22 protein-coding genes and 1 pseudogene are annotated in these 20,921 nt (G+C 69.3%); 17 read left to right on the plus strand and 6 right to left on the minus strand.

The features are described from left to right. Positions 1-37 precede the first annotated feature (37 nt). From ACSR87_RS11370 to ACSR87_RS11405, 8 genes are all read left to right on the plus strand, one after another. Entirely contained in the window at positions 38-508 is a 471-nt protein-coding gene (locus ACSR87_RS11370) for a DUF7283 family protein (protein ID WP_008577585.1), read from the plus strand. After that, a complete protein-coding gene (locus ACSR87_RS11375) occupies positions 486-878 on the plus strand; it encodes a DUF7285 family protein (RefSeq protein ID WP_049897047.1) in 393 nt (130 codons plus the stop codon). The genes ACSR87_RS11370 and ACSR87_RS11375 overlap by 23 nt, the downstream gene beginning before the upstream one ends. Beyond that, a complete protein-coding gene (locus tag ACSR87_RS11380; protein ID WP_008577589.1) occupies positions 875-1,759 on the plus strand; it encodes a DUF7284 family protein in 885 nt (294 codons plus the stop codon). Before ACSR87_RS11375 ends, ACSR87_RS11380 begins: the two co-directional genes overlap by 4 nt. Continuing rightward, positions 1,747-4,812: a DUF7286 family protein gene (locus ACSR87_RS11385; protein ID WP_498530543.1), complete on the plus strand. Its 3,066-nt coding sequence runs from the start codon at positions 1,747-1,749 to the stop codon at positions 4,810-4,812. Before ACSR87_RS11380 ends, ACSR87_RS11385 begins: the two co-directional genes overlap by 13 nt. A gap of 58 nt (positions 4,813-4,870) precedes the next feature. Beyond that, entirely contained in the window at positions 4,871-5,290 is a 420-nt protein-coding gene (locus ACSR87_RS11390) for a DUF5791 family protein (RefSeq protein WP_008607014.1), read from the plus strand. After that, positions 5,287-6,183 carry an SDR family oxidoreductase gene (locus ACSR87_RS11395; protein WP_405309591.1) on the plus strand — a complete coding sequence of 299 codons (897 nt, stop codon included), beginning with the start codon at positions 5,287-5,289 and terminating at the stop codon, positions 6,181-6,183. The genes ACSR87_RS11390 and ACSR87_RS11395 overlap by 4 nt, the downstream gene beginning before the upstream one ends. Before the next feature lie 101 nt (positions 6,184-6,284). Then, positions 6,285-7,469 (plus strand): DHH family phosphoesterase, encoded by a 1,185-nt coding sequence (locus ACSR87_RS11400; RefSeq protein WP_008577596.1) that lies wholly within the window; start codon positions 6,285-6,287, stop codon positions 7,467-7,469. An 81-nt stretch (positions 7,470-7,550) separates the two neighbouring features. Beyond that, positions 7,551-8,642, plus strand: coding sequence for an aldo/keto reductase (locus tag ACSR87_RS11405; RefSeq protein ID WP_498530544.1), 1,092 nt, complete (start codon positions 7,551-7,553; stop codon positions 8,640-8,642). Between the two features lie 45 nt (positions 8,643-8,687). Here the strand turns inward: ACSR87_RS11405 and ACSR87_RS11410 are convergent, their stop codons facing one another. Continuing rightward, positions 8,688-8,858 carry an HVO_0758 family zinc finger protein gene (locus ACSR87_RS11410; protein ID WP_004044179.1) on the minus strand — a complete coding sequence of 57 codons (171 nt, stop codon included), beginning with the start codon at positions 8,856-8,858 and terminating at the stop codon, positions 8,688-8,690. A gap of 181 nt (positions 8,859-9,039) precedes the next feature. Here ACSR87_RS11410 and ACSR87_RS11415 point away from each other — a divergent pair, with 181 nt between their 5' ends. The 4 genes from ACSR87_RS11415 (at position 9,040) to ACSR87_RS11430 (ending at position 12,501) form a co-directional block, all read left to right on the plus strand. Continuing rightward, positions 9,040-10,200 (plus strand): MFS transporter, encoded by a 1,161-nt coding sequence (locus tag ACSR87_RS11415; protein WP_498531058.1) that lies wholly within the window; start codon positions 9,040-9,042, stop codon positions 10,198-10,200. Positions 10,201-10,283: 83 nt separating this feature from the next. Continuing rightward, positions 10,284-11,390, plus strand: a complete 1,107-nt coding sequence (locus ACSR87_RS11420) for a glycosyltransferase family protein (RefSeq protein WP_498530545.1) — start codon at positions 10,284-10,286, stop codon at positions 11,388-11,390. Continuing rightward, positions 11,387-11,875, plus strand: coding sequence for a DUF7109 family protein (locus tag ACSR87_RS11425; protein WP_498530546.1), 489 nt, complete (start codon positions 11,387-11,389; stop codon positions 11,873-11,875). The genes ACSR87_RS11420 and ACSR87_RS11425 overlap by 4 nt, the downstream gene beginning before the upstream one ends. Before the next feature lie 29 nt (positions 11,876-11,904). Next, complete coding sequence (locus tag ACSR87_RS11430; RefSeq protein ID WP_004044175.1) at positions 11,905-12,501, plus strand: NUDIX hydrolase; 597 nt, start codon at positions 11,905-11,907, stop codon at positions 12,499-12,501. Positions 12,502-12,638: 137 nt separating this feature from the next. Here ACSR87_RS11430 and ACSR87_RS11435 read toward each other — a convergent pair whose 3' ends face one another. Next, the gene (locus ACSR87_RS11435) at positions 12,639-13,127 is read right to left on the minus strand and encodes a DoxX family membrane protein (RefSeq protein WP_498531059.1); all 489 of its coding nucleotides are present in this window, start codon (positions 13,125-13,127) and stop codon (positions 12,639-12,641) included. 430 nt (positions 13,128-13,557) lie between these two features. On the opposite strand from ACSR87_RS11435, the gene ACSR87_RS11440 reads away from it, so the two are divergent. Further along, on the plus strand, positions 13,558-14,340 hold the full coding sequence (locus ACSR87_RS11440; RefSeq protein WP_498530547.1) for a DUF7388 family protein: 783 nt from the start codon (positions 13,558-13,560) through the stop codon (positions 14,338-14,340). Positions 14,341-14,623: 283 nt separating this feature from the next. Beyond that, positions 14,624-15,790, plus strand: a complete 1,167-nt coding sequence (locus ACSR87_RS11445; protein WP_498530548.1) for an NAD(P)/FAD-dependent oxidoreductase — start codon at positions 14,624-14,626, stop codon at positions 15,788-15,790. 45 nt (positions 15,791-15,835) lie between these two features. On the opposite strand, the gene ACSR87_RS11450 is transcribed toward ACSR87_RS11445, so the two are convergent. Next, entirely contained in the window at positions 15,836-16,324 is a 489-nt protein-coding gene (locus tag ACSR87_RS11450) for an Hsp20/alpha crystallin family protein (RefSeq protein WP_405309602.1), read from the minus strand. Beyond that, positions 16,321-16,479 (minus strand): DUF7559 family protein, encoded by a 159-nt coding sequence (locus ACSR87_RS11455; RefSeq protein ID WP_004044170.1) that lies wholly within the window; start codon positions 16,477-16,479, stop codon positions 16,321-16,323. Before ACSR87_RS11455 ends, ACSR87_RS11450 begins: the two co-directional genes overlap by 4 nt. A gap of 124 nt (positions 16,480-16,603) precedes the next feature. Here ACSR87_RS11455 and ACSR87_RS11460 point away from each other — a divergent pair, with 124 nt between their 5' ends. Beyond that, on the plus strand, positions 16,604-18,301 hold the full coding sequence (locus ACSR87_RS11460) for a radical SAM protein (RefSeq protein WP_498530549.1): 1,698 nt from the start codon (positions 16,604-16,606) through the stop codon (positions 18,299-18,301). 176 nt (positions 18,302-18,477) lie between these two features. Here ACSR87_RS11460 and ACSR87_RS11465 read toward each other — a convergent pair whose 3' ends face one another. After that, entirely contained in the window at positions 18,478-18,882 is a 405-nt protein-coding gene (locus ACSR87_RS11465) for a TRAM domain-containing protein (RefSeq protein WP_004044168.1), read from the minus strand. A 64-nt stretch (positions 18,883-18,946) separates the two neighbouring features. Then, positions 18,947-19,243 (minus strand): annotated as a pseudogene (locus ACSR87_RS11470) (YkgJ family cysteine cluster protein); the annotation flags it as partial. A 46-nt stretch (positions 19,244-19,289) separates the two neighbouring features. On the opposite strand from ACSR87_RS11470, the gene ACSR87_RS11475 reads away from it, so the two are divergent. Both ACSR87_RS11475 and ACSR87_RS11480 read left to right on the plus strand, forming a co-directional pair. Beyond that, positions 19,290-19,889: a hypothetical protein gene (locus ACSR87_RS11475; protein ID WP_498530550.1), complete on the plus strand. Its 600-nt coding sequence runs from the start codon at positions 19,290-19,292 to the stop codon at positions 19,887-19,889. A 3-nt stretch (positions 19,890-19,892) separates the two neighbouring features. Next, positions 19,893-20,891 (plus strand): tyrosine-type recombinase/integrase, encoded by a 999-nt coding sequence (locus ACSR87_RS11480; RefSeq protein WP_498530551.1) that lies wholly within the window; start codon positions 19,893-19,895, stop codon positions 20,889-20,891. Positions 20,892-20,921 lie beyond the last annotated feature (30 nt).

A 20,921-nucleotide genomic window follows, 5' to 3' on the forward strand; every position in this document is an offset into this window, starting at 1 on the left:
CTGAGGTTTATATACCCGGACGGGACCACCCCGGTCTATGCTCGACGCACCGCTCGATACGCTTTACACGTGGACCGCGCTCTCGGTGGCCGCGACCGTCCTCATCGGGACGGTCGCCGGCCTCCCGGTGACGCCCGCACCCGACGCCTCGGGGGTCGCGGACGCCGTCGATACCGTGGCCGTCGCCGACTACGACGCGACCGCCGAACACGACCTCGACGCCGACGCCGTCCGCGTCGGCCCGCACCGCATCGGGCTCCGAAACGACGGCGGCGCGGCGCACGCCACGTTCGGATTCGGCCCGGTCACGCCGGCGACGCCCGACTCCCGCCTCGGGTCGGTCGCCGCCGGCGCGTCACCGAGCGCCGTCTTCGACACGGCCGCCGAGTTCGACGACGCGGCCGAGACCGCACGCGACCGGGACGCCTCGTGGCGGCCCGCCAGCGAACTGCTCGTCGTCCGCCACGTCAGTTGGGAGGGAACGGATGTCACCGTCGTCTCGGCGTAGAGCACAGGCCTCGCCCGTCGCCGCGCTCACCGCGTTGCTCGTCGTCTGCGCGGCGATTTCGGGCTACGCGACGGTGCTCGACGAGTCGATGCCGACCGCCGACCGCGACCTCGCGTCCGCGACCCTGTCGAACGTCGAGTCCGCGCTCGAAGACGACTCGGGCGTCGTCGTCGCCTCGCGGCTCTCGGACGCCCGTGACGCCTGCCCGGACGGCTTTTCCTGCCGCGTCGTCGTCGCCGTCGACGACGACCGCCGCGCCGTCGGCCCCGACGCGCCCGCCGACGCCGACACCGATTCGACTCGGGTCACCGTCCGCGCCGAGCCCGGACGCGTCGGCTTCGGCACGCTCCGCGTCGAGGTGTGGCGATGACCGACCTCGTCTTCGACGTGACGGTGTGTCTACTCCTCGTGAGCGCGAGCATCGGTCTCGTCGTCACCGCCGACGCCGATGCGGGCTCCGGCCTCGGCGGCGATGCCGCCGTCGACGCCGACGGGGTCGCCTCGTCGCTGGCGACGAGCACCGCGACGGTCAACTACTCGCTCGCCCCCGGCGTCGACGCGGCCGACCCGTCGTTGCTCGATGCCGACGACATCGACGCCCGCGAACTCGAACGGACCGCCCACGGCAGCCTCGCCGGACTCCTCGCCCGCTCGACGCTCGGCGCAGTCACCGTCGACGGCGTTCGCCTGACCCGCGCCCGCGACGACTTCCGGAAGCGGACCGCCGCCCGCGTCGCCTCCGAACTCCCGACGCGCGGCGTCTCCGTCGCCGTCTCGTGGACGCCGTTCCCCGGTTCGTCCGTCCGCGCGAACGACACGCTCGGTCCCGAGCCGCCGTCCTCGGCGACGGTTCACTCCGCGACGCTCGACGTGCCGAGCGGGTTCCCCGCAGCGCGCGAAGACGCCATCGCCGCCAGCGACGACGGCTTCGACGCCGTCGCTCGGCTCGTCGCGGACCGGACCGTCGCCGGGCTGTTCCCGCCGACGCTCGCTCGGCTCGCGCTCCGCGGCGACGAGCCGGTATCGTCGCTGATGGCTCACCGCTACGAGCGGGCCGGCGCGCTGGCGGAGGCTTCCGTCGCGCCCGAGGTCGCCCGCGAGGAGACTCGCGCCGCCAACGCCGACCTCGCCGCGGCGCTGAATCCGCGGTTCGCAAAGACGATGCGCGCCCGGTACGACACCCCGCGCGCCGCCGCCGAGGCTGTCTCCGTGGGACGCGTCACCGTCGTCGTCAGGACGTGGTCGCCGTGAGACTCGCCGCCGACGACCGGGGGCGGGTTCCGTTCGCCCTGCTCGGCGTGTTACTGCTCGTCGGGAGTGCGACGTTCTCCGGCGCGCTCTCGGCCCACGACCCCGTGGCCGACCGCCGCGTCGACGACGCGATGGACCGCGCGACCGCGCAGGCCGACGCCGCCGTCCGCGCGGCTGTGGGCGACGCGGCGCGCGAGGCCGCGGCGAACCCCGTCACCTCGCCCGCGAACACGACCGCCGGGCGACTGCTCTCCGACGAGCACACCTTTCGCGACTATCTTCGGCTCCGCATCGCGCTGGCCGCGACGGAGCGGCTCCGCGCCGTCTCCATCGGCCGCGGCGACGTGAACGCGACCGCGACCCTGCCGCGACCGACGAACGAGTCGAGCCTGCGAGACGCGATGGACCGCGTCTCCATATCGAGTCGCGAGAACGGAACCGTCCTCGTCGCGACCGTCGAGAACGTCTCGGTCGAAGTCGCCCGCGGCGGCCGCACCGTCGCCGCCGAGTCCGTCACCACGACGGTCGGCGTCCGGACGCCGGTTCTCGCGCTCCACGACCGGACCGAATCCTTCGAGCGCCGCCTCGACGCGAACGCGCTGGACGGCGGGACGCTCGACGCGACGGTGACGACCGCGATGTGGGCCTCGGCGTGGACCCGCGGCTGGAGCCAGTACGCCGGCGCGCCCGTTGACAACGTCGTCTCGAACGACCACGCCGCGCTGGCGACGAACGCCGGCGTCCTCCTCGCCGAACAGCAGGCGTTCGGGGCGACGGACGCCGACGCCCGCGGTGCGACCGGCCGCGCCGCGGTCAAAACCGGTGCCAAGAGCCTGCTGTCGCAGACCGGCGTCTCGGCCGCGCCCGAACTGGCGAACGCGCTCCCCGCACCGAACCCGGACGCGGAGTCGCCCGCGAGCGAGGTCCCGACGAACCGGACCATCAACGCCTCCGTCGGCTCCGCCGCCGACCACGCGCTTGTCGGCCTCCTCGACGGCCGCGGCGACGCGCCGGCCTACGACGACGTGGTCGCGGACGCCCACCGCGCCGGGGTCGAAATCGACGCCGAAACGGACGTCCTCTCTCGGACCGAAGACCCGCCGGAGAACTCCGGACGCGGATGGACACTCGTCAGCATCTCGACCGACACGTCGTCGTCGGCCGAAACGGTGCCGACGCGAACTCCGGCGGTCGCCGCCGACACCGTCGTCGTCGACGCCGGCTCCCGCATCGTGACGACGGTCGAGACGACCACTCGAACGTTCCGCCGGGGCAACGAAACGCTCCAGACCGAAGCGCGAACGGAGACGAGGACGCGCGTCGACCTCGCGGCCGTCGTCGACCCGGCCGCCGTCTCAGCCCCCGTTCGACCCATCGACCCCGCGGTCACCCCCGGCGGCGCGCTCGACGGCGAAAACTTCGCCGCGGCCGCCGACGCGGCCGCCGACGTGGTTGTGACGCGCGGCGGCTTCGACGACATCGCCTGCGATGTTGTGACCGGCACCCCGCCGGAACCGCGACAGACGACCGCACCGATGGCAGGCGGCCTCGACCGCTGGGTTCGCTCGGACCTCATCGAGCTCGCTGACCGGGTCAGAGACCGGCGCGTGACGGTGTCTGCGCGGCGAGTCGCCGCGGGCGAGGTGAACCCCGCCGCAGAGCTCGCGTCCGACCTCCGCGCCGACCGCAGCGACCTCGTGGACGCGCCGGCCGCCTACGACGGCGTCGCGGACCGGGCGCGCGTCGCGGTTCGCGCGACCTACCTCGACCGCGTGCTGGCGACGCTCGACCACCGGGCGAACCAGACCGCGGCGGCGAGCGACGCGACCAACAACGAGAGCAAGGACGCGGAGTTCGGCTCGCTCTCGGAGGCGGTCCGCGCCGAGGAGGTCGCCCGCGCGGCGCTCGGTGACTCGCGAGCCGACGGCGCGAACGGAACTGCCAACGAAAGCGGCGTCAGATTCGTCCCCGACGCGGAGCCGATGTACCTCTCGCTCGGCGGCCTCGATGGCGCTACGGTCCCGACGGTCGCCCGGGGCGGCACGTATCACCCCCTCGTCGCCCGCAACACGAACCTGTTTACGCTCCCCTACGGCGACGCCGCCGACACGGTTCTCGAACCGCTGTTCGGCGCGAACCGCCGCGTTCCCCTCCGCGTCGCGGCCCGCACGCTCCTCGCGGCCGACTCGACGCTCGAAAACACGAACGCAACGAACGAGACGCTTGCCGACCGCCGCGACAGGCTCGAAACCGCGGTCGACCGGTCGGTCGTTCCCGCGGAGGAGGCCGCCCGCCACACGCTTCGCGACCACACCAACCACTCCGTGACGGAGCGCCAGCGAATCTTGGAGCGCTCGCTCGGCGCGTGGGACGACCCGGCTCATCGGGCACTGGCGATTACGAACGGCTCCGCGGCGCGCGCAATCGCCGTCGAGGCCGCGGCTCCGGGAACCGTCGAGGCCGACCTCCTCGAACTCCGCCTCGACGATGCGTTCCGAGCCGTTCGTAGCGACCGCTCGACGACGGTCCCACAGCGGCTGACGAACCGGACCGTCGAGACGACGCGGACCGCCCGCCAGCAGGCCGTCTCCGACACCGCGACCGATGCGGCGATGAGCGCGACCGAGGACGCGGTCGCAGACCGCCTGAACGACACGCTCGACTCGCGGTTCGACACGTCGTTCAAGCGCATCCCCGCCGGAATGCCGGTCGCGCCCGTCCCCGGCTCCTGGTACGCCACGGTCAACGTTTGGGACGTGGCGGTCGCCGGCGAGTTCGCGCAGTTCCGCGTCCACGCCCGCGGCGACGCCGAGTCGCTGACGTACGCCCGCGACGGCTCGACGGTCACCCTCGACTGGGACGACGACGGCACCGCCGAGACGGTCGGCCGCGGCGACCGCGTCTCGTTCGACGTGGAGACGACGATCGTCGTCGCGGTGCCGCCGTCGGGCGTCGGCGTCGGTGACATCGACGGCAACGCGGACGAGCGCTCCGAGGGGTGGCAGGGCGGCCCCGGCTGTACCGTCGCGGCCGACTGCCCTCTCGACGAGTAGCCGCCAATACGACCCGAGTGGCAACCGTTTTGCCGCCGGAACGCCGAACCCGCGGTGTATGTTGCACGACGCCGCCGCGGAGCCCGGAACCCTCTCGGCCGACGAGTTGCGGGCCGCCTACGAGGACGAGATTCGCCGCGCAGTCGACGCCGCCGGACCGGAGACGGCCGCCGAGGCCGCGGGCGTCTCGGAAGCCGCGCTCTCGAACGGCGTGTTGGACCTCACGCTCGAACAGGCCGCCGCCGTCCTCGAACTCGCCGACGGCAACCCCGACGCCGACGCCATCGTCTGGGAGTTCCGCGACCACCTCCTCATGGGCATGACCAGCGGCATCCTCGACGTGGACACGCTCGCGTCCGAGGTCGACCTCGACCTCTCCGGACAGGAGATTCAGCAGGCCATCGAGGGTCGAACCGCCGCCACGCTGAACGAACTGGCCGCCATCCACCACGTCATCGCCGTCCGAAACGAACGATGAGGGTCGCCGTCCTCGGCTGCGGCTACGTCGGCCTCGAACTCGCCCGCACGCTCGTCGCCGACGACCACGACGTGTGGGGCGTCCGCCGCTCCGACGACGGTCTCGACGCCGTCGAAGCCACCGGCGCGGACGCGGTTCGCGCCGACGTGACCGACGCCGACTCCCTCGGAGCGGTCCCCGACGTGGACCACGTCGTCTTCGCCGCGAGCTCCGGCGGCCGCGGGGCCGACGCCGCCCGGACCGTCTTCGTCGACGGCCTCCGGACGGCAATCGACCAGTTCGCCGCCCGCGACTCGCCGCCCGAGCGCCTCGTCTACACGTCGAGCACGGGGGTCTACGGCGACCACGGCGGCGACTTCGTCGACGAATCGACGCCGCTGGACCCGACGACCGACAAGACGCGCGTCCTCGCGGAGGCCGAGCGCGTCGCCCGCGAGCACGCCGCCGAGCGGGGAATCGAGGGGACCGTCACCCGGTTCGCCGGCCTCTACGGCCCCGGCCGCTACCGACTCGACCGCTATCTGACCGGCCCGGTCACGGCGGGTTATCTCAACATGGTCCACCGGGACGACGCCGCGGGCGTCGTCGCGCACCTTCTCGAAACCGACCGCGCCCGCGACGACACCGTCCTCGTCGTGGACGACGAACCCGTCTCGAAACACGAGTTCGCGGATTGGCTGGCCGACGAGTGCGGCGTCCCGCGCCCCGAAAAGCGCACGAAGGAAGAGCGCCTCGATGCGGGCGACCTCTCGGCGGCCGCTCGCCGCCGCATTCTGACGAGCAAGCGCTGCTCGAACGACTACCTCCGCGAACTCGGCTATTCGTTCGCGTATCCGACGTATCGGGAGGGGTACCGGGCGGCAATCGACGCCTACCGAGCCGACGGCGACTGACCGTATTCGGGGGACGACAGGTTCGAACCGCCGAAATTCTGTCACTCAGGACAACTCGATTAGGGGGAATATTCATACGGTAGGCCCCGGTCGTGTTGTGTATGTTCGGTCCGGTGGGGCAGTTTGACACGGGTGCTATCTTCGAGTCTCTCGACTCGTTCGTGCGGACCCACCCCGAAATCGCGGCGGCGCTCGTCGTCGCGCTCGGTGCCCTCGCGCTCGTCGTCTACGCCGCGATTCGGTTCAAGCGGTCGATGGGCACGCGCTTCGCTGAGGCGCTGGAGGGCGTCGACGAAATCGCCGTCCTCATGCACCCGAACCCGGACCCCGACGCCATGGCCGCGGCAATCGGCGTGGCCTGTCTCGCAGAACAGGTCGGCACCACACCGACCATCCAGTTCGCCGGCCAGATTCGACACCAAGAAAATCGCGCGTTCCGAACCGTTCTCGACCTCGACTTAGACCCAATCGACCACGTGAGCGACCTCGCCGCCGAAGCGGTCGTCCTCGTCGACCACAACGAACCCCGCGGCTTCGCGGGCGCGGAGGGCGTCCTCCCCTACGCCGTCGTCGACCACCACCCCGGCGACGGCACCGGCGAGGCCTTCACCGACGTGCGGACCGACTACGGCGCGTGTTCGAGCATCGTCGCCGAGTACTTCCGCGACGTGGGCGCGAAACCCGTCCCGCCGGACATGCACGCAAGCGAGGTGAACGCCTCGTACACCGTCCCCTCGCAGGTCGCGACGGGCCTCGTTTACGGGATTCTCACGGACACCAAACACCTCACTGCGGGCTGTTCGGCCGCGGATTTCGACGCCGCGGGCTTCCTGTTTCCCGGCGTCAACGAGGACCACCTCGACCGCATCGCCAACCCCGAGGTCTCCCGCGAGGTGCTGGAGGCGAAAGCCCGCGCCATCGCCGGCCGCGACGTGCGCGGTCCTTTCGCCGTCGCCGACATCGGCACCATCTCGAACGTCGACGCCATCCCGCAGGCGGCCGACGAACTCATCCAACTGGAGGGCGTCACCGCCGCGGTCGTCTGCGGCGAACGCGAGAGCAACGTCTACCTCTCGGGGCGCTCCCGCGACGACCGGGTCCACATGGGCCGGACGCTGGAATCCGCCCTCGACCACTACCGCGGGGCGAGCGCCGGCGGTCACGCCCGGATGGGCGGCGGCCAGATAATCCGGCCCGACGCCGTCACCGACGGCGGCAACGGCGAGTCCGTCCCCCGCGACGAACTCGTCGAACATATCTTCGAGGCGCTGTCGGGCGATATCTGACTCTCGGACCGAACCGAACCGGGACCACTATCGCGGACCCGGACCGGTGGCCCTTAACGGCCGGCCGCCGTAGCCCCGCCCATGGCAACAGGACGGGCGACGTGGGCCTACCGCGACCGGTTCGGCGACAGTTTCGGCCGCACCTTCTACCGCCGGTTCGGTCCCGGCGTCGTCTCCAGTATCGGCATCGGAACCTACCTCGGCGAGCCGACGGACGCGGTCGACGACCGCTACCGCGAGTCGCTCGTCTCCGCGCTCGAACACGGCGTCAACCTCGTCGATACCGCGTCGAACTACCGCCACGGGCGCGCAGAGCGGGCCGTCGGCGACGCGGTCCGCGGGGCCGACGTCGACCGCGACGCCGTCGTCGTCGCCTCGAAGGCCGGGTTCGTCCCCTTCGACCGCGAGCGCCCGGACGACCCCGGCGCGTACGTCCGCGAGACGGTCCTCGACGCCGGCCTCGCTGACCCCGACGAACTCGCACACGGCAGTCACACCATCGCGCCCGCCTTCGTCGACGAGATAGTCGACCGCTCGCTCGACCTGACGGGACTGGACCACGTCGACTGCTACTACCTCCACAACCCCGAGACGCAGTTGGCCGTCACCGACCGCGAGACGGTGTACGACCGCGTCGAGGCCGCCTTCGAGGTGCTCGAACGCCGGGTCGCCGCCGACGACATCGGTCGGTACGGCGTCGCAACGTGGGAGGCGCTCCGGGTCGCGCCCGACCACGACGCCTACCTGTCGCTGCCCGAACTCGTCCGTCGGGCGGAGCGCGCGGCCGAGACCGTCGGCAACGACGACCACTCGCTCGAAGCGATTCAGCTCCCGTTCAACGTCGTGATGGCCGACGCGTTCACCGTCGAGGCCCACGACACCGACGCGGGCGAGGCGATGAGCGCGCTCCGGTACGCCCACGAACACGGCTTGCACGCCTTCACGAGCGCCAGCCTCGCGCAGGGCGACCTCGCCGCCGAGATTCCGGCGTCGGTGAACTCGGTGCTCGCGGGCGACACGGCGGCTCAGCGGGCGCTCAACTTCTCGCGGAGCGCGCCCGGCGTGACCGCGGCGCTCGTCGGCGCATCGTCGGTAGAACACGTCGCGGAGAACGTCGCGGCCGGCACGTTCGACCCCCTCGGGGCGCGGACGTTCGATTCGGTCTTCGAGTGAGCAGTCGCCCCAGTTCTCGGACGGCCGCTTTCGGTCGACTCGCGGTTATCTGAGCTCTTTCCACTCGCGCCCGCAGTCGGCGCAGATACGGACCGAGAACACCTCGTCGGGGTCGTTTTTCTTCTTCAGCGACTCGCCGCACTCGGAGCAGGTCAGCCGTCCGTAGGTGTCTTTTTCCAACTCCCCGTCTCGAAGCCCCTTCCGCGTTGTCTTCATACGCTCCCGTTTGTGCAACGAACATAAAAACCCGACGACAATCCCCGTTTTCGACCCGCACAACACCCCCGTTTTCGACCCGCACGACGCCCCGCGGTCTCGTTCAGTCGAAACTGTTGTCACCTCGCGGCGCGCGGTTCCGTCCGTGTCACGTGGTCGCCTCTTCGGAACGCTCTGCGGGATGGTGTTACTCGTCAATCTCGCTCGGGTCGTCTTCGCACCGCTCCTCGGGGAGTTCATTCTCTTTTTCGAGGTCGACCGGGCCACCGTCGGCATCGTCGCCACCCTCGTCTGGCTCGGGAGCGCCGCCCTCCGTGTCCCGACCGGCTGGCTGCTCACCCGCGTGCCGAGACATCGCGTGGTGCTCGGGACCGGCGTCGTCCTCGTCGTCGCCTCGGGCGTGACCGCCAGCGCGACCACCATCGAGGCGCTGATGGTCGGCGCGGTCTCGATGGGGCTGGCCTCGGGCGCATACTTCGTCGCCGCCAACCCGCTCGTGAGCGAGCTGTTTCCCGACCGCGTCGGCCGCGCGATGGGCATCCACGGCACCGCCAGCCAGCTCGCGGCCGTCGGCGTCGCCCCCTTCGTCACGCTCGTCCTCGCGGTCGGTCCCGACCTCGTCCCGCGGCTCCCGTTCGTCTCCGCGGCGTGGCAGCTCGTCTTCGTCTGCGTCGGCCTCGCGGCCGCCGTCGTGACGCTCGCGCTGTTCGTCACGGCCCGCTCGACGGACCTCCCGGACGCGGGCGCGGCCGACCGCGACCTCCTCGTTGCGGCCCGCACGGAGTGGCGGGTCATCCTCACCGGCATCGTCATCCTCGGCTTCACCGGCTTCGTCTGGCAGGGGCTGTTCAACTTCTACGAGCTGTACATGGTGTCGAAGGGCCTGCCGGCGACGACGGCGCGAAACATGCTGACGGTCGTCTTCGGCGCGGGCGTGCCGGCGTTTTTCCTCTCGGGACGACTCGCGGACAAGCTTCCGCGCATCCCCTACATCCTCGGCGTGCTCGTCTCCTTCGTCGTCTCGGTGTTCGTCCTCACGATGACGACGAGTCTCGTCGGTCTCATCGTCGTCACCGCGGTCGTCGGCTACGTCATCCACAGCCTCTTTCCGGCGCTCGACGCCTACCTGCTCGACACGCTCCCCGACGAGAGCCGCGGGAGCGCCTACTCGGTGTACTCGTTCGGCATGATGATATTCCAGGCCAGCGGGTCGGGCGCGGTCGGCACCCTGACCGACTTCGGCTACGCGTTCGACGAGGTGTTCTTCTGGTTCTCGGTCGGGCTGGCGGTCGTCGTCGCGGGCCTCATCGCGCTCCAACACGCCGGGCGCATCCCGAACTGAACGGGTCGGCTGCGGTCGCGCGAAGTCGGCAGCCGACTCGGCTCTCGCCGCACTTTTGCTCGCCCGGTCCCACGGCCGACACGATGGAGTACGTACAAGAGCGGGTCACGACGCTCCACGACCTCTCCGGCTCGGTTCCCGACGCCCCGACCGACCGCGCGGCCGTGGTCGTGCCGATGACGGAGCGGGAGTACGCCGGCCTCGCCGCCGAGCGGGTGCTGTCGACGCTGGAGTCGCTCTCGCCGGCGCGGGTCGTCGTCCCCCTCCGCGCGCCCGCCGACCGGGTCGCCCCCTTTACCGACTGGCTCGACGAGTACGACCTGCCGCTCGACGTGCTGTGGTGCGACGGCCCCCGCGTTGCCGACGTGCTGGACTCCCACGGTCTCGACGGCGAGCGCGGCAAGGGCCGCGACGTGTGGCTCGCGCTCGGCTGCGCCGCCCGCGAGGAGTACGTCGTCGTCCACGACGCGGACACGAAGACCTACGACGAGCGCTACGTCCCGCGGCTTCTGTTCCCGCTCGCCCACGGCCACGACTTCTCGAAAGGCTACTACGCCCGCGTCGAGGAAGAGCGGCTCTACGGCCGGCTGTTCAGGCTGTTTTACGCCCCGCTCGTCCGCGCGCTCGAAGCCGAGACCGACGCCCCAATCGTCCGGTATCTCGACTCGTTCCGGTACGCGCTGGCCGGGGAGTTCGCCGCCACGTCCGACCTCGCGGTGCGGATGCGGTCGCCGCGGAAGTGGGGCCTCGAAGTCGGAACCCTCGGCGACGCCTTCGCCCACGCCGGCTTCGACCGGAGCGCGCAGGTCGACCTCGGCGAGTACGAACACGACCACCGCTCGGTGAGCGGGCCGACCGGCCTCTCGGACATGAGCGAGTCGGTCGGACGGACGCTCCTCAGAGCGGTCGTCGAACACGGCGGGAGCGTCGAGTTCGACACGCTCGCGGAGCGCTACCGTGAGGCCGGACACCGGCTGGTCGAGCAGTACGCGGCCGACGCGGCGTTCAACGGCTTCGACTACGACCGCGGCGACGAGCGCGAGCAGGTCGCCACCTACGCCGATGCCATCTCGAAACCCGGCGAGGACACGCGGCTCCCGGCGTGGAACGACACGTCGCTGTCGCCCGACGAGGTGCTTGCCGCCGCGAGCGACGACCTCGACGACGTTCGGGAGGGCGCGGGCCGATGACCGAGGCGACCTACGACGACCTCGCGGGCGTCGTCGACCTCTTCGGCGCGCTCACCCGCGAGGAACTGGAGACCGCGCTGGACGAACTCGCGTTCAAGCAGGGCCGCGAGACCGACGGCGACGCGCTGTCGGGCGCGATTTCCGACGCGGTCGACGCCTACTACCTCGTCCCCTACGAGGACGACGAGACGGAGGCGGAACTCCTGACGGTCGGCCCGATGGCGTTTCCGACGCTCCCCGACCGGGCGGAGGACTTGCCGCACATCCTCGACTACCCGACCCGCGAGGTGCCGCGGGACGAACTCGCGACGCAGGTCGAATCCCGCCTCCGAGCGGCGGCCGCGAGCGCGGTGCAGACGGGCGACGCCGACGAAATCGAGCGACTGCTGGACGTGACGTACGACCTCGAGGCGTGGGCCGACACCGACGTGGGGTCGATTCGCGAGCGCCTCGACGCCGCGCTGGACGCGGAGGGGCAGGCCTAAGTCGCGGCATCGCTTTACGAACCGTGACGATGGACCTCGCGGGCGTCACTCGACACGAACCGGTGACCGTCGACGCGGGCCGGCGGGCGGCCGTCATCGCCCCCGTCGTGTTCCGCGACGAGCGGCCGCACATCCTGTTTACCAAGCGCGCCGACCATCTCGGCGAGCATCCGGGCCAGATGAGTTTTCCCGGCGGCGGCCGCGAACCGAGCGACGCCGACCTGCGGGCGACCGCGCTCCGCGAGTCCAACGAGGAAATCGGACTTCGACCCGAGGAGGCGGCGTTTCACGGCCGCCTCGACGACATCCGCACCGTGACCGACTACGCCGTCTCGCCGTTCGTCGCCACGGTTCCCGACCGCGCGTACGAACCCGACCAGCGCGAGGTGGCCGAAATCGCGGTGCTCGCGGTTGGCGACCTCATCGACCGCGCGAACTACGAGTCGGAACGCCGCGACCACCCGCAGTACGGCGAGATTCGGCTCCACTTCTTCCACGTCGACGGCTACACCGTCTGGGGCGCGACCGGGCGGATGCTCGTGCAACTGCTCGAACTCACGACCGACTGGCGCGTCCCCGAGGAGGTCGACCGCGTCGTCGACCCCGACGCCGACTACCCGGTGTAGTGCCCCTCGGCGCGTGCCGACCCGGCGCGGTCGCTCGCGGCGTCCGAATCAGTGCCGAAAAACAAAACAGCGTCACGGACGTCGATTCCGTCACTCTCTGCCCCTCTCAGTCCCGTGCCCGGCCCGCTTGTACCCCCTCAGCCGAGGAGGTACTTGAGCGCGGGGCGCTGGCGGACGAACTCCATCTTCTCGATGATGGCGTCGAGGCCGAGGATGCGGCCCGCCGCGAGCGTCCCGACGATGACGAACATCATCAGCCCGAACAGGTCGCCGTTGACCACACCGTGGCCCCACTCGGCGTTCCCGAGGTAGAAGAACACCATCAGGACGCCGCCGAAGAAGGCGGCGAGCCGGACGAGTGCACCCACGATGAGCCCGAGACCGATGAGGAACTCGCCCCACGGAACCATGATGTTCGTGAGGTCGAGGAGCCACGGGGTCGCGGCGGCCCACGCGAAGAAGCCCTGGAGCGGCGAGGCTGCGGGGGCGTTCGCGAGGTAGCCCGCGGCGCTGAACGGCTCACCGGTTATCTTTCCCAGTCCCGCGTGGAGGAACCAGTAGCCGGTGATGAGGCGGGTCAACACGAGCACGTAGCCCGTGACGCCCCGCGAGTAGTCGAAGTCCATTCTGTTCCCCAGCATCTCGATTTGTGCGTTAGCGGGCATCTCGGTTCACCTTACATCTGAATCGTCGGCCGCGAACCCCATATAACGGCGACGCGATTTCCGAATCCATAGAACTGGGAATGACCGAAAACGGGCGTCTGAGACTGTCACGATTCGTTTTCGACTACTAATCGAGACATACAATTGTGTCCCAAATACAATTGTGTCGAGACGCGGGTGAACACGGCGGTCTCTCGCAGTGCGACCGGCTGACACGCGCTGCGGAACCGGTCGCTGCCGGGGCGATGCAGGGTATATAAACACCCCCGCGACGAGCCATCGTCGCCGTCATCGACAGGGTTTTGCCCTCCTCCGCGCTACTCGTTCTCACATGGTCGCACAGACGATGGATCGCGTTCCGCGACGGTACTGAAACTTCTGTGGTGATAGCATGCTGACCGCCGAGCGTGCGGTCTCGAAAGCCGGTCTGGACGCAGTCGCGCTCAAACCCGCCGAGTGCGACGTGCGCGAGGCGCTTTCGGTCCCGCTGGATGTCGTTGCCATCGACTACGAGGGCCGCGAGCGGCTCCCCGACGAGGACGTACTGCGCGCCCTCGCGGCCGAAAAGGAGGTCCGACTGACCACGCCGGTCCGCACCGACGGCTTCGACCCGCTCGGCGACGACTCGCTGTACGAGTGGCTCCCCGACGGGGTTCGGCAGGTGCTCGTGGCCGGCCACGGCGCGTATCTGACGGACGACGAGGCGCGCCGCGCGGTCGCCCCCCGGCTCCGCGCCGCGAGAGAGCGCGCGTCCGACGCGTGGGTCGGCACCGAGGGCATCGAGCGAATCGCCCTCGCCGCCGGCGGCACCCAGTACGAACTCCTCTCGCGGTCGACCCGCAGAGACGTTCGGGCGCTCCGGGCGGCCGGCTTCGACGGCGAAGTCGCGCTCTACGCCCCGACCGCCCTCACCGACGACGACGACGAGATTCTCGACGCGGTCGGCGCGTACGTCTCCCGTCGCCGCCCCGTCGCTCGCGCGCTCCCCGACGACGCCGCGACCGACGCCTCGGCCGAGGGCCGCGCCCGCGAGGTGCTCCTGAAAGCCGCCCGCGACTACGCGCTCATCGGCTCGGTCGACGACATCCGCCGGCGAATCGACGACCTCCGCGACGCCGGTATCGACCTCGTGGTCGGCTACCCCGCCCGCGGCGTCGACGAGTTCGCCGAGTAGTCCGGCGCGCCGGCCGGTCGCCCGCTCTCCGCCTCCTGCGGTTCGCCCCGCCCTGTGCCGCGCCGAGCACCGGAGACCTTTTACGCGGTCGCCGGTGAGGACAGGTGACGGCACGGTCGGGTGGCTCCTTTCGGACCCACGTGATTTCCACGCGGGCCACGGCCGGCCGACCTACCCCGTCTCTCTACAATCCTGAGCGACCGCGCCGCGCAGTTCTCGACCACTCTCACCCCACGACCGGCGAGCAACTGCCATTCAAGTCGGTCGCCGACGCAGACGGGGTATGAACGAGTCAGCGCGCGTCGCGGTCGTCGGCGCGGGCGCGGTCGGCCTGACGACCGCCTTCGACCTCGCTGAGCGCGGGGCGCGAGTCACGCTGTTCGAGCGCGACGCCCCCGGCGGCGGGTCGACGGGCCGCGCCGCCGGCATCTGTTACGACGCCTACGCGGAGGACATCGACGTGGCCGTCGCCGAGAGCGCGATGGACCGCTTTCGGAGCCTCTCGGGCGAGGGCGGGTTCGCCTTCCACGAGACGCCCTACGTCTTTCTCGCGCGCGAGGGCGACGACGCGGCGGCCGCGGCCCTCGAAGAGTCGGTCGAGCGAATGCGCGTCCACGACCGCGCGGTGTCGCTCGTCGGAGCCGACGAACTGGGCGACCGGTTCCCGATTCGGACCGACGACGTACTCCTCGCGGGCGTCGCGGAGAACGCCGGCTGGGCCGACCCCGCGGCCTACGTGGACCTGTTCGTCGAGCAGTGCGAGTCGGCCGGCGTCGCGTTCCGCGTCGGCGACGCGGTGACGCTTCGAACCGACCCGCCGGGCGTCGCCGTCGACGACGTGGTGACCGCCCGCTTCGACGCCGTCGTCGTCGCGGCCGGCGTCCACTCGCGCCGCCTGCTTGCTGACGCGGGCCATCCAATCGCGCTCAAACCCTACCGGGCGCAGGCGCTCGTCGCCGGCTGCGACTACCGCGGGCCGACCGTCTACGACGCGACCGACGAGTCGTATCTGCGGCCGCATCCCGCCGGCGTCCTCGCGGGCGACGGCGTCGAACCGGTCGAACCCGACCCCGACGACTGGGACCCGTCCGCGGACGACTGGTTCGTCGCCGACGCCCTCGACGGGGTTCGACACCGGACCGGCATCGACGGCTTCGACGAGGCCGGCGAGGCGGCGGCCGAGGCCGACCAGCCGGACAGCGCGTGGGCCGGCCTCTGCGGGGCGACCCCGGACCGGAACCCGCTCGTCGGCGCGGTCACCGAGGGCGTCTACGTCGCCGCCGGCTGGCACGGCCACGGCTTCATGTGGGCTCCGGCAATCGGGGAACGACTCGCGGAGGCGGTGCTCGGAGACGGTCAAGAACGGATTCCGGCCGCGTTCGACCCTCGCCGCTTCGACGGCGACGAGGAGTTCGCGGTGGTCGAAGGGATGACGCTCGACGGCGACTAGCGCGAAAAAGAGGTTCGGAGGGGTCGTCGCGCTCGAACCCGGAGCTCAGGCGTCTTGGTCGTCCACGTCTTCGAAGTCAACCTCGTCGTCGGCCTCGGATTCGGCCTCGCCGTCGTCTTCGTCTTCTTCCTCGGTTACGGCGATGTCGCTCGCGCGTTCGTCCTTGGGAATCCGAATCTGGAGCGTGCCGTGCTTGCCGACCGTGGCGGTTCCCTCGGCGGCTTCGACCGAGGCGTCGGAGGGGATGGTCGCCGTCCCCGAGAGCGTGAGGCCGCGGCCGGGGAAGCGCATCTCGTAGCCCTCGTGGAAGTCGCGGAAGCGGTCGATGCGAATCTCGACTTCGCCGTCGAGGAAGCGGACCTGCACGTCCTCGGCGCGCGCGCCGGGCGCGTCGAAGACGACGAGGTAGGCGTCCTCGGATTCGAGCAGGTCGTGGGCGAGCGGCTTGCGCTCCTGCATCTGGCTGACGCCGCGGCCGACCCGTTCGAGGACGGCGTTCGCCGCCGACTCGCCGTACTTCCGCAGGTCGCTCATAGCTGAATCTCCTCCAGGGCGCGGGACTCGCCGCAGTACGGACAGGAGAAGTCCGCCACCGTCACGTCGTCGGGCATATCGTAGGTGTAGTGCAGCTCGAACATGTCGAGTTCGCAGTCCTCGTTGGCGCACTTGACTTCGAGGGTCGCGGGCATGGCCGTCAGTTACGCTCCCACGCTCATAAACGCGCGGGAGGCGGAAGCGACCGGCAGGGCGCGAGCGCCAACCGAGCGACCGCCGACCGGTTGCGTTTTCCGCGTCGAACCCGAACCGCGACCGATGACCGACCCCGCCGACCTCACCGTGACTATCGTCGACGGATACGTCGACGAGCCGGCACATTTCGGCGTGCCGCCGTACATCTCGACGTATCCGAGGTTCACCGCGGGTGCGGTGGTCGACGCGGGCGTCCCCGAGTCCAACGTCGTCTACCACACCATCGACGAACTCCGCGAGGACAGACAGAAGTGGCGCGACGTGGCCGACGCCGACCTCATGATTTACATCGGCGGCATGACCGTCCCCGGCAAGTACGTCGGCGGGACGCCCGCCGAGCCCGACGAGGTGCGCGAACTCGCGTGGGTCGCTGAAGGCACGGCCCTGATGGGCGGGCCGATTCGCTTCGGCGTCGGCGACGAGAACGCCGGCGGCCAGGACATGGAGCGCAAGAACCTCGACTACGACTTCGTCGCCAAGGGCGACATCGAGGCGGCCGCCTACGACCTCGTCGACTCCGAGCTCGAGGGCTTCGGCAACCGCATGCGCGACAACGAGGAGCTCGACCGCTGGGCCGCCATGGGCGCGTTCGTGGTCGAACAGCATCCGAACCACCCCGACCACCTCATCTGCGAGATGGAGACCTCGCGGGGCTGTGCCTACCGCTGTTCGTTCTGTACCGAACCGCTGTACGGCAACCCCGCGTTCCGCACCGCCGACTCCGTCGTCAAGGAGGTCGAGAACCTCTACGACCGCGGCGCGCGACACTTCCGGCTCGGCCGGCAGGCCGACATCCTCGCGTTCGGCGGCGACGGCGAGGCCCCGAATCCAGATGCGCTCCGCCGGCTCTACGGCGGTATCCGCGAGGTCGCGCCGAACCTCGGCACGCTCCACCTCGACAACGTCAACCCCATCACCATCGTCGGCTGGCCCGAGAAGTCCCGCGAGGCGCTCCGCATCATCGCCGAACACAACACGGCCGGCGACACCGCGGCGTTCGGCCTCGAATCCGCAGACCCCGTGGTGCAGGAGAAGAACAACCTCAACGTCACCGCCGACGAGTGTTTCGAGGCGGTCAAAATCGTCAACGAGGTCGCCGGCTGGCGACCCGGCGACGACCCCGCGGACGCGCCGACCCACGGCTCGGACGCCGCGAACCGCCTGCCGAAGCTCCTCCCCGGCATCAACCTCCTCCACGGGCTGAAAGGCGAGCGCGAGGAGACGTTCGAGCACAACAAGCGGTTCCTCCAGCGCGTCTACGACGAGGGGCTGATGGTCCGTCGCATCAACATCCGGCAGGTGATGGCGTTCGACGGCACCGACATGTCCGACACGGGTGCCGACATCGCCCGCGACCACAAACAGCTGTTCAAGACGTACAAAACGGAGGTCCGCGAGGAAATCGACCGCCCGATGCTCCGCCGGGTCGCGCCCGCGGGCACGGTCCTCCCGAACGTCCACCTCGAATACCATCAGGACGGCCGGACGTTCGGCCGCCAACTCGGGACCTACCCGCTTTTGGTCGGGATTCCGGGCGAGCGCGAACTCGGGAAAACCATCGACGTGGCCGTCGTCGACCACGGCTACCGCTCCGTCACCGGCGTCCCCTACCCGCTCGACTTCAACGAGGCGTCGATGGACGAACTCACCGCCATCCCCGGCATCGGGCGGTCGACCGCCGGCGACATCGTGGTGAATCGCCCCTACGCCGACGCGGCCGACGTGGGTGTCGATGCCGACGTGACGAAGTACGTTCAGTAGCGCTTTCAGTCCTCGAAACGCCGTTCTTCACCTGCAACCGCGCTCTCTCTGCGACCCCGGCGTGACCGTCGCGTTCACTCGCAAGCGTGGTGCGTCGTTCACTTGCAGCCGTGGTCTGTCGGTGCGGTGAGCACTGTCGGTGCGGCGGACGGCGTCGAACCGCGAAAAGAGCGCCGTCAGAAGTCGTCTTCGACGACTTCGCCGACGGCGAAGTTAGACTTGACTTCGGTGATTTCGACTTTCACGCGCTCGCCGACTTCGGTGCCGGGTACGATGATGACGTAGCCGCGCTCGACGCGGGCGATGCCGTCGCCCTGCTTGCCGATGTCCTCGATTTCGACGTAGCGGAGTTCGCCGGCCTCGACGGGCGGTTGCGGTTCGTTCGTGGGCGTCGGTCCGGCGTTCGGTTCGGACTCGGCGGGTTCGTTCGACTCGCGGGAGATGAGCGCGACGCGGTAGGTCTCGCCGGGTTCGACGGTCCCGGTCTCGACTTCGCGGCGCGGAATTTCGACGACGTAGCGGTCGTCCTCGGTGCGAACGTCAGCATTGAACAGACACAGGAGTTTATCTGAGATTTCCACCGTAAGACCTCCAATATGTGGTCAGGCCGGAGTGTTAAAGATGTACCGCAGTCAGCGGATTCGACTACTGAATTCGCGTCCCGTCGGGCCGTTTCGCGCCCTCCGAGTCGTGGACGATGACTTCGCCCGCCCCGGTCTCGACCGGCTCGTACGCCTCGGTGACGCCCCGCGCCTCGCGGAGCTCTCGGACCGCCCGCTCTTTCAGCGCCCGCGCCAGTTCCTCCGCGTCCGCCCGGGAGATGTCCCGGCCGAGGCCCTCGCACTCGTGGGCGCGGACGACGCCCTCCTCGTCGACGGCCTCGCCCATCGGCTGGCTCGTGCCGCCGAGGGCGACGCTGAACGGGTAGTTCAAGCACAATATGCTATCAATCGATAGCACTAAGGTCCCCGATGATAGACATATCTGTATGGCCCGAACCCAGGTGAACTTTCGCGTCGGTGAGGACCGTCGGGAACAGTGGGACCAACACGTCGAACAGTCACCCCACTATGACAAGGTGAGCGACCTAATCAAAGAAGCCGTCCGCAACCAGATTGAGCGGGACAACGGGAACGCTGGCGACCAAGGAAGTGGCTTCGAGATACCCGAGGTGAGTGTCGGCGGTGAAGCTCTTGAGCGGATTCAAGACCTTCACAACCGCTTTGACGACCTTGAGGGGGAGGTGAGCAACGCCGTGGACGCCGTACACGCCCAACAGGGCGTTGACCCTGACGTGCAACCAGATGTCTTCCAAGCCCTTCCTGTTGGCCGTGAGGATGCCGTCACAGCGGAGGAACTGGCCAGAACTACGGGACACCGTGATGCCGCAGTACGGTTCGCGCTTGAGAACCTTCGGCGGAACACGGGAACGGTGAGCAAGGTCATTCCTTTGGACCCTCACGAGGAACAGGGTGGGGGTAGCACCGTGGAAACGGAACACGGAACGGTTGACCTTGACCCTCAAGAGGCTGGCTACGAGGACGGCGTGGTTCAAGAGCCACGGTGGTACAAGACGGAAGGGGCCTAACCGATGTCCGACGCCGAAACGAGGGGCCACGTTGACCAATTCGTAGAGGAATACGTGAGAACCCACCGACGGAAGCGGGGGGAGGAAAGCACACGTCGGACCGCCATGCGGTACGCTCGTGCCCTCCGTGGAACAGACAACCGCCTGGGGTGGTTTGAGTGGTTGCGTGAGGAACACGACAAGTCACACGAGGACGCTACCTCGAAAGACGTAGAGCGGTATCTGGATTATCTCTACTCGAAGGGGTTTTCGGACGACTCTCAAAAGGGGGCAAGGTCGGCCATATCACAATACCACCAGAAGATGGAAATTGAGGGGGCCAACCCCGTGGACGGCGTCGAAGCCTCGTGGACCACCGAGTCGGACAAAAAGAAGGCAACGGGGCAAGAGCGATACTACTTGTCTGTGGGCCAGATGCGGGACCTAATCGATAACGTCCCGACGCCGACCCTCAGAAACGAACTCATCATCAAACTCCTGTACCACACGGGCTGTCGGCGGTCGGAACTCGCGTCAATGCGGATAGACAAAATGGACCGTGAGGAACGCGAGATTGATGTGTGGGACGAGAAAGACGAGGACTGGCGGACGGTCACGTTCCGCGAAGGTCTACGCGGCCCGCTCAATCTCTGGATAGAGGGACCACGGAAAGACGTGCCTGGATATGCGGAGGACAATCCCTACCTGTTTCCGTCGCCCACTGGCAGGGGAGAGAGGAGGCATATCAGTGGAGAGACTATCCGCAAGGTGGTCAAGACTGCGGCTGAGAACGCGGGGATTCAGAAGTGGTACAACACCGACGCACAGGGCCGTGAGCGGGCGCTTATCACGCCTCATGCCATTCGCCATACCTTCGCCGTCCATGCCGCAGAAAACGACGTGCCAGCACCACACCTAAAGAAGATTCTCGGGCACACGAAACTCGACGTGACGCAAATCTACCTTGAGGTATCGGGTAACGACGCCGCAGATGTACTCAAGAGCCGTGGACCATCTATCTGAGTAGTATCTTATTCCTGAATTGCATATACC

The sequence above is a fragment of the Haloferax sp. SDI50 genome (assembly GCF_059802635.1).